Genomic DNA, 8,813 nt, shown 5'->3' with positions numbered 1-8,813 from the left:
GCACCCGCAGCTTCGAGGAGCGATCGCTCTCGGAGACGGCGACCGTCAGCGCGACGACGACCATCTTCAGCTCGATCCCGGCGTTCGCCGACGAGACGCCGTACACGATCGTCGTCGCGACGTTCGACGAGGGCGTGCGCCTCACCGGCCAGCTCCGGGGCGCAGACGAGGTCGAACGCGGCGAGACGGTCGCCGTCGGCGCCGAGCGGCGCGGCGAGGACGGCTGGCTCGTCACGTTCGCGCCGACGGGGTGATCGACGGGTCCGTAGCGACGACGACGGGTCCGGCCGGCGACGGTGGGTCCGTCGCGACGACCGGTCCGGCCGGGGACGACGGGTCCGGCCGGCGACGGTTCCCGCCCAGTCGCGGTCCCGTCGGCGGCGCCGAACCGACGCGATGCCGTGGGCGGCCCACCCGTCCCGGCGTCGCCGGTTCCCGCCCAGTGAGGATCGCGAACGAAGACTACCCCTCCCGGCACCAACGAAACACACGTGGCACGTACAGAGGAATACGCGGAGCTCGCGTCCGAGTCCGCATCCGACGCCGACTGGCACTCGCGGCCCCTCGAGGAGGTCTACGAGGCGCTCGAGACGGCAGATCGGGGGCTCACCGCCGAGGAGGCGCGCGCCCGCCTCGAGCGCGAGGGGCCGAACGAGATCGAGGCGGATGAGGGCGTCTCGCCGCTGTCGATCTTTATCGACCAGTACAAGCCGGCGCTGATCTGGGTCCTGATCGTCGCCGCGGCGGTGATGGCGTTCGTCGGCCACACCATCGACGCCGGGGTCATCGCCGGCGTGGTCGTCTTCATCACGGTGTTCGGCTTCCTCCAGGACTACCGGGCCGAACAGAGCATCCAGGCGTTAAAGGAGATGTCGACGACGTACGCCCTGGTCAGACGCGGCGGCGAGAAGACCGAGATCGACGCGACGACGGTGGTTCCCGGCGACGTGATCTTCGTCGAGTCCGGCGACATCGTTCCCGCCGACGCCCGCATCGTCGAGGAGTCCAACCTGAGCGTCGACGAAGCGGCCCTCACCGGCGAGAGCGTCGGCGTCTCGAAGGCGGTCGGCGAGGTCGCCGAGGACACCTCCCTGGCCGAGCGCGAGAACATGCTCTACAAGGACACCGTCGTCGAGCGCGGGTCGGGCGTGGCGCTCGTCGTCGAGACCGGTCCCGAGAGCGAGATCGGCCGGATCGCGACCGCCCTCGAGGAGGCCGAGGAGCGAGACACCCCGTTCCAGGCCGAGATGGACCGCCTGGGCAAGCTCATCGCGGCGGGGGTGATCGTCATCGTCTCGATCATCGCGATCACCGAACTGGTGATCGGCGACACGCCGCCGCTGCAGGTCTTCCTGACGGCGGTCGGCATCGCCGTCTCCGCGGTCCCGGAGGGGCTGCCAGCGGTCGTCACGCTCTCGCTCGCCCTCGGTGCGAGGCGGATGGCGGAGAAGAACGCGCTCGTCCGCCGGCTCCCCATCGTCGAGGCGCTGGGCTCGGTCGACGTCATCTGCACGGACAAGACCGGCACCCTCACCGAGGAGGAGATGACCGTCCAGCGGATCGTCGCCAACCGGGAGGTCTACGAGGTCACGGGGACCGGGTACGACACCGACGGCGAATTCCGGCGCGACGGCGACCCCGTCGACGACGAGCGCGTGGCCGAGGTGCTCCGCTGCGGGATGCTGTGCAACAACGTCGACGTCGGGACGCGCGAGCGCGATACGAATGACGGCGAGGCCGGGGCCGGCGAAACCGGCGAACCGGGCGAGCGCGAGCGGACCTACCTCGGCGACCCGACCGAGATCGCGCTGTTCGTCGCCGCCCGGAAGGCCGGCTTCGACCACGACGAGCTGGACGAGGCCTACCCCCGACTCGGCGAGGTCGATTTCACCTCCGCGCGCAAGCGGATGACGACGGTCCACCGGACGCCGGAGGGGGAGCTCGTCGCCTACATGAAGGGCGCACCGGAGACGGTCCTCGAGCGCTGTGACCGCGAACTCGTCGACGGCGAGGTCGTCGAGCTGACCGACGAGCGTCGAGCCGAGATCGAGGCCCAGAACGAGTCGTTCGCCGAGGACGCCCTGCGCGTGATGGGCTTCGCCTACCGACCCGACGTGCCGGACGCCCAGGCCGAGGCCCCGGACGAAGAGCTGGAGGAAGGGATGGTCTTTCTCGGCCTGCAGGGGATGCTCGATCCGCCGCGTCCGGAAGTGCCGGGCGCGATCGCCGGCTGTCTCGACGCCGGGATCAACGTCGTGATGATCACCGGCGACAACGCCGTGACGGCGCGGGCGGTCGGTGAGGAGGTCGGGCTCCGGTCGACGCGGGTGATTACGGGCCCCGAACTCGAGGAGATGAGCGACGAGGAGCTGCGGGAGGTGGTCGACGACGTCGACATCTTCGCCCGGACGTCCCCGGACCACAAGACGCGCATCCTGCAGACGCTCCAGGGCAAGGGCCACACGGTCGCGATGACCGGCGACGGCGTCAACGACGCGCCCGCCGTCAAGAACGCCGACGTCGGCGTCGCGATGGGCATTCGGGGCACCGACGTCACCGAGCAGGCCTCCGACATCGTCCTGCTCGACGACAACTTCGCGACGATCCGCGACGCGGTCGAGGGCGGCCGCCGGATCTTCGACAACGTCCGCAAGTTCGTCAACTACCTGCTTTCCGGGAACGGCGGCGAGGTGACGATGATCTTCACGGGGACGCTCGCCGGGCTCGGGCTCGTCATCACGCCGATCCAGGTCCTCTGGATCAACGTCGTCACCGACGGCATCCCCGCGCTCACGATGGGCGTCGATCCCGCGGCCGAGGACATCATGGAACGGGAGCCGCGTCCGCCCAGCGAGGGCGTCATCACGAAGCGGATCGTCGCCTCGATCGTCGGCATCGCGCTCTTCATGACGGTCTGTCTGCTCCCGCTGTTCACCCTCAACTTCTACGGGGAGTTGATCCCGGGACACGACGTCACGGGCGCCGTATTCGGCTGGAGCCCCGGCTACGACGTGGGCCGCGAGCTCGCTCAGACGATGGTCTTTACGGGATTCGTCGTCTTCGAGATCGTCCGCATCCAGGCGATCCGCTTCCGGTACGGCCTCGGGCTCTTCTCGAACCGCTGGCTCGTCGCGGCGGTCGGCGTCGCGGTGACCCTCCAGCTGCTGGTGCTGTACACGCCGACCGGACAGCTGCTGTTCGACGTCGAACCGCTCGGGCTCGTCCACTGGGCCCAGATCGCCGTCGCGGCGGTCGCCTTCGCGGCGCTGATGGCGATCTTCGTGAAAGTCCAGGATCGGCACTTCGAGCGGTACTGAGCCCGTCGTCTGGCGCCGCCCGTTTCCACCCCGTTCGAGGGTCCGTCTGATGGCGCCCGTTTCCACCCCGTTCGAGGGTCCGTCTGATGGCGCCCGTTTCCACCCCGTTCGAGGGTCCGTCTGGTGGCGCCCGTTTCGACCTGTTCGGGGGCTCGTCGACCGTGGACGTCGCCGAGCCGGCGATCGTCCCGTTCGAACGCGAGTTCCGGGCGAGGCCGCTCACAGATCGGGTGGATACTCGCCGGTCTTCCGATACTCGGCGACGACGACCGCGAACGCGACCACGTGGAGGACGACCACCGCGACGATCATCGCGAGGTACACGAGGTGGATCGGATCGTCCGAGGGGAATCCCACCTCCTCGTACGGACGGAGGTAGGCCCGATCGTAGCCGTGGACGGCGACGAGCCAGAAGATGACGTACGTGCCGTGACTCTGGTGCCACTTCCAGGCTTTCGGGCCGAGGTAGTCGTAGGCCCGGTTGTTGGACGTGAACGCGAGGACGATCGCGACGAGCACGGCCACGAAGGCGCCGAACGCCCACGGGCTCATATCGACGAGATAGCCGACGACGTCCCAGTCGCGCGCCCAAAAGACGAACAGCACGTGGACGACCGACCAGATCGCGAACCAGATGCCGAGTTCCGACCGCCAGTTGACGGGAAAGTTCCCCGAAAACCGACGTCTGATCGACGGCCGGATGCGCACCAGCGGGCCGATGACCATCACGAAGAACAGGATGAAAAAGGGGACGGCGGCGACGACACGCTGTCCGTCGTATCCGACGGCCCACAACAGGGCCGCCACGACGACGCTCCCGACCGCGACGCCCAGATGATGCGTGAGCTCGTTGTTGGTGTCTACCGTCATGCTGTCAACGTGTCACCCGATCGTGACCGGATGGACACCGATCGCTCAAATAAAGCTATTCCCGGTATGCAGGCGGCGTTCAGATTAGCGTTTGAAGGAGCGAGGCGGTGTAGTTCGCGGTGTCCGTGCCCGAATTCGGCCGTCTCACCCTACCCGGAAGCGACGTTCAGTCAGCGTTTGTGGAGCGCGAGCAGACACCGCGAGCGCAGACACCGCGAGAACTTATGCGGCTCAGTATCCCCCTCCATATGGCCGGCCTCTCGCTTTCCAATACTGTTCGTGTTTTAGAGAGGTTCGGTGTCGACCGTCCTCGATCCACCGTTCACAACTGGGTGCAAACGCGAACCGACAGCCTGAGGACGGTACCTCGCCGGATCACGTTGCCGTCGACGAGACGGTGATCCAGCTGACCGATGAACGCTACTGGCTGTTCGCCGCCGTCGATCCCGTGACGAACGAATACGTTCACGTTCGGCCACTTGCCACCAGAAATACCGGGCTAACCGGAATCTTCCTCGACGAACTCGGCGAGAAACACGACGCCGACGACGCCTTCTTTCTCGTCGATGCAGCCGACTGACTGAACGCCGCGCCCGACCGCCGCGGCTACGAATATCGGTACGAAGGTCACGGTCGACGCAGTAGCATCGAACGTGTTTTTCAGGTAGTAGAACAGGATACCTGCCAGTTACACTGAATTCAGGAGAGTAGGATCCTAACAACGGAGCATACTGTGCGATATCGCTCGACTTGACCGACGAGTATCCCGAGCGCGGGTTCCATGCAACTGCTCGTACCGGATGGAAAATTACGCACGAGACTATTACGGACGTACAATCGTAATGGGAATGTGATAGACCTACCTTCGACCGCCGATTGGTTGTGTCGACTCGAGGCCTCGTACTCAGAAATGAGGGGCTCTAACCGAATAATCTCCCCCAAATCGAATATCACTTACGGACGGTTCTGGAAGTGTCGTGACTCACTGTCGAAGCGAGCGAACCTACTAACGTCGAGTCGCGCCCATTTTCGGGGCGGCAGAAGTGGAGAGACGCCTCGTCCGCGTTCGAACGAGGGAAAGCCCAGCAGACCGGTGCATCTACCACCGACGGTAGTCTCGTCCGAGAACGTGGACTCGGAACTCGGTCGACTACCGAGTTGCCGACTGAATCGGTTGCCGGTAGCTTCGGTCGGCGGCCTGGCTCAGATTTCGGATATTCGCGGGAGCTCGTCATCGAGGGCGGCCGCGTCCTCCGGGAGGAGCGCCACGACCAGCGAGTCGGCGTAATCGGCGATGTAATCGACGAGACGCGCGATTCGGTCGGCGTCGATCGCCTCGAGGGAGTCCAGGAGCATGAACGGAACGACTTCGTGGACCTCGTGGACGAGATATCCGGCCAGGGCGAAGACGAGGCCCGTCACCTCGCGCTCGCTCTCGCTGAGGTGGTCGATCGAATCCTCGTACGCGACGTCCGCGTCGGTGCTTCGCACCACGTGCAGCTCGAACGACGACTGCTCGACGGTCCGGCGGCCCTCGCGCACCTCCGCCGTCGTCCGTTCGATCCAGATCCGGTCGAGGTTGTCGTACTCGAGGATGTCGAGGACGCGCCCCATGTGCTCGTTGAAGTGCTCGACGGCCTCCGTCTCGATCCGCTCGATCTCGGTACGACGCTCCGCCAGTTCGGCCTCGAGCTCCTCGAGACGCGCCTTCAGCTGCGACCGCTCGGCCAGTCGGTCGTCGATCTCGTCGATCTCTGTCTCGACCGACGCGCGCTCGTCCTCCAGCTGGTCGATTCGAAACTGGAGCTGGTTGAGTTCGCGGTGTTCGTCCAACATCTCCTCGTACTCGTCGACGACGTCCAGCGACTCGACCTCGTCTTCGAGTTCGGCGACGCGATCTGCGAGACGCTCTCGTCGCTCGCGGAGCTCTTCGACGGTCGCCTCGCGGTCTTCGATCTCCGCCTCGCTCCGCTCGAGGCGCCGTCGCTTCTCCTCCCGGCTGCGCCGGTCGGATTCGAGGTCGCGTTGTTGCTCGGTGAGCTCGTCGATCTCGGACTGGAGTTCTCGACGCTGATCGGTCGTCTCGACGCGTAGTTTTCGGAGGCGGTCGATCGTCTCCCCGATGCGGTCGGTCTCGACCTCGCTCCCGCAGGTCCAGCAGACGATCTCGTCGTCGGCGAGCAACGCGTCGGTCGGATCGTCGCCGTCGTCCCGCAGGGCTTCCGCGATCTCGCTGTCGGTGCCGTCGAGCATCTCCTCGTTGAACCGGACGATCCGCTGGAGGTCGTTGACGAGCGCCTCGACTTCGCTCTTGCGCTCGCGGAGGGAACCGAGGCGACCCTCGATCCGTCCGAGCTCCTCGCCGGGCGACCCCTCGGTTCCCTCCACCTCTTCGCGGAGCCCGTCGCGCTCTTCGCGCAGGTTTTCGATGCTCTCGCGCTGGGTCTCGATCTCGAAGCGCACGGACTCGAGGTCGGAGCGGACGTCGTTGAGCTCGTCGAGCGTCTCTTCGAGGTCGGCCTTCTCCGAGCGCGTCTCCGCGATGTCGCGATCGTAGGCGTCGACTTCGGCGGTTTTCGCCTCACGATCCTCGCGAAACTCTTCGAGTTCGGAGTCGAGGCGCGTCCGCTCTCGTTCCAGGCGCGTCCGCTCTCGTTCGAGTTCGTCGAGTTCGTCGAGTTCGTCACGGATCGATGACTTTCGTGCACGAAGGCGCTCGATGTCCGCCTTGATCTCGTCGGTGTCGACCGGGCGCATGATGGGCTCGCGGAGGTCGTCCCCTCGCGCCACGGCCCGGCGCGCCTCGTTGGTCTCGAGCAAGAAGGCGAAGAGGTCTGCGAGCGTCGAATCCTCGAGGTACGGATCGCCGTCGGTGGTCACGACGCCGTTACGTCGACGGAACGTCCGCGTGTACGTCTCGTCACCGATCGAGAGTTCGACGCGACCCTCCTCGGCGTCGCTCTTCAGCGAGGCGCGATCGCTCCCGAGACCCGCCATCAATGCCCGGAGGAACGACGTTCGATTCGTGGCGTTTCGCCCGGCGAGAATCGTCACGCCGGGTCTGAACTCGACCCGCGATTCGTCGATCCCGCCGACGTTCCGCACGTCGACTTCGACGCGCTCGCAAGCGAGCGACTCCTGATTCATGGTGACCGGTTGTTTGTGACGATGGGGTAAATATCGTGATGGTTCGTTCGCCGGGGCGCTCACGGGTCCGGACACTCGCAGCCGGATCTGCGCAACAACTCGTCGACGGCGAAGTCGGCACCGCACTCTTCACAGAACACCCGAACGTCGACCAGCACGTTCGCGTCGCCGAGCCGCAGGTGCGCTCCGTCGCGGAGCCGCTCGATCGAGTCTCGAGTGACCGCCTCGGTTCGGCTCTGAAGCCGTCGGATCCGCTCGCGCTCTTTCTCGCGTCGTTCCTCGGGTCGTTGCTCCGGTTGCTCGAGTTCGACGTTCCGATACTTCGTCAGGTAGGTGTGGATCGCCTGGTGGGAGACGAACTGGGACTCCAGCTCGTCGACGTCGACACCCTGGCGGGCGAGGCGGTTGCGGACTTCCGTCCGAACCCCGGTCGAGACGTCGGTATCGGACAACAGTCGGTACGTGTTCTCGACTTCTCCGTCGACGGTATCGACGTCGGCGTTCTCGAGCGCGGTCGCCAGCAGCCGCCGATTGAAGACGTCGGCCAGTTCCCGCAGACTGGACCGTTCACCGTTCGGGGCCGTCCACCGCTCGACGAGTTCGCGATCCAGCATCCCGAGGTCGTAGGACTCGATGAGTCGCCCGACCTTGCTGTCGGTCTCATCCAGCCCCGACGCGTCTTCGGCCATGTGCAGCGCATTGACGAAGTGTGGTCAAAAGCATCACGGCTCGTCGCTCGTTCGAGGGCCGGCCTGTCGATACACCTCCACCTGGCGGACCGATCGATTTCGTATACTGTTCGAGTTACAAAGGGTTTCGGTGTCGACCGCGCTCGATTCACCGTCCACAACTGGGTGCAAACGCGAACCGACAGCCTGAGGACGGTACCTCGCCGGATCACGTTGCCGTCGACGGGACGCTGATCCAGCTGACCGATGAACGGTACTGGCTGCTCGCCGCCGTCGATCCCGCGACGAACGAATTCGCTCGCGTTCGGCCGTTGCCCACCAGAAGTACCGGACTAACCGGAATCTTCCTCGACGAACTCGGCGAGAAGCACGGCGTCGACGACGCCCTCTTTCTCGTCGATGCAGCCGACCGGCTGAACGCCGCGCTCCACCGCCTCGGGTACGAGTATCGGCACGAACGCCACGGTCGACGCAACTGCGTCGAACGTATCATACAGCAAGTGAATGGGAACACCTACCAGTTTAAAAACTGTTTCGGGAACGCAGAGGCGAGCCGACCGGAGCGTCCTCCGCTTCCGGGGCGCGACTTATGGGTACCGGCGGCGTAAGAGTCGGTATGAGTTACGCGAACTGGCAGTGTCGCCTCTACGGCCACCGGTGGCGCCACCCGGGCGAGTACGAAGTGGTGGTGACCGGCGACGCCGCTCCGGCGTACCCGTTCCGGTGCGAATCCTGCGACGCCCGCATGTTCGTGGACGGAAACGGCGATCGGTTCCGCGACGAACCGGAT

The 8,813-nt window shown here is 65.7% G+C and carries 6 protein-coding genes and 1 pseudogene; 3 read left to right on the top strand and 4 right to left on the bottom strand.

What is annotated here, in order from left to right:
- Both QZT59_RS18005 and QZT59_RS18000 read left to right on the top strand, forming a co-directional pair.
- A partial coding sequence (locus QZT59_RS18005; protein ID WP_290819267.1) for a Zn-ribbon domain-containing OB-fold protein occupies positions 1-254 on the top strand: 254 nt, incomplete at its 5' end.
- Positions 255-491: 237 nt separating this feature from the next.
- A complete protein-coding gene (locus tag QZT59_RS18000; RefSeq protein WP_290819266.1) occupies positions 492-3,317 on the top strand; it encodes a cation-transporting P-type ATPase in 2,826 nt (941 codons plus the stop codon).
- 219 nt (positions 3,318-3,536) lie between these two features.
- On the opposite strand, the gene QZT59_RS17995 is transcribed toward QZT59_RS18000, so the two are convergent.
- Positions 3,537-4,187 (bottom strand): hypothetical protein, encoded by a 651-nt coding sequence (locus QZT59_RS17995; protein WP_290819265.1) that lies wholly within the window; start codon positions 4,185-4,187, stop codon positions 3,537-3,539.
- Positions 4,188-4,312: 125 nt separating this feature from the next.
- On the opposite strand from QZT59_RS17995, the pseudogene QZT59_RS17990 reads away from it, so the two are divergent.
- Positions 4,313-4,869: pseudogene (locus QZT59_RS17990) on the top strand (IS6 family transposase); the annotation flags it as partial.
- A 521-nt stretch (positions 4,870-5,390) separates the two neighbouring features.
- Here QZT59_RS17990 and QZT59_RS17985 read toward each other — a convergent pair.
- The 3 genes from QZT59_RS17985 to QZT59_RS17975 form a co-directional block, all read right to left on the bottom strand.
- A complete protein-coding gene (locus QZT59_RS17985) occupies positions 5,391-7,334 on the bottom strand; it encodes an archaea-specific SMC-related protein (protein ID WP_290819264.1) in 1,944 nt (647 codons plus the stop codon).
- A 59-nt stretch (positions 7,335-7,393) separates the two neighbouring features.
- On the bottom strand, positions 7,394-8,023 hold the full coding sequence (rdfA, locus tag QZT59_RS17980; RefSeq protein ID WP_290819263.1) for a rod-determining factor RdfA: 630 nt from the start codon (positions 8,021-8,023) through the stop codon (positions 7,394-7,396).
- 332 nt (positions 8,024-8,355) lie between these two features.
- A complete protein-coding gene (locus tag QZT59_RS17975) occupies positions 8,356-8,523 on the bottom strand; it encodes a hypothetical protein (protein WP_290819262.1) in 168 nt (55 codons plus the stop codon).
- Positions 8,524-8,813 lie beyond the last annotated feature (290 nt).

The organism is Halovivax sp. (genome assembly GCA_007119345.1).
Lineage (GTDB): Archaea > Halobacteriota > Halobacteria > Halobacteriales > Natrialbaceae > Halovivax.
Note: the sequence above shows the minus strand (reverse complement) of the source record. Positions and strands in the feature narration are given on the sequence as shown.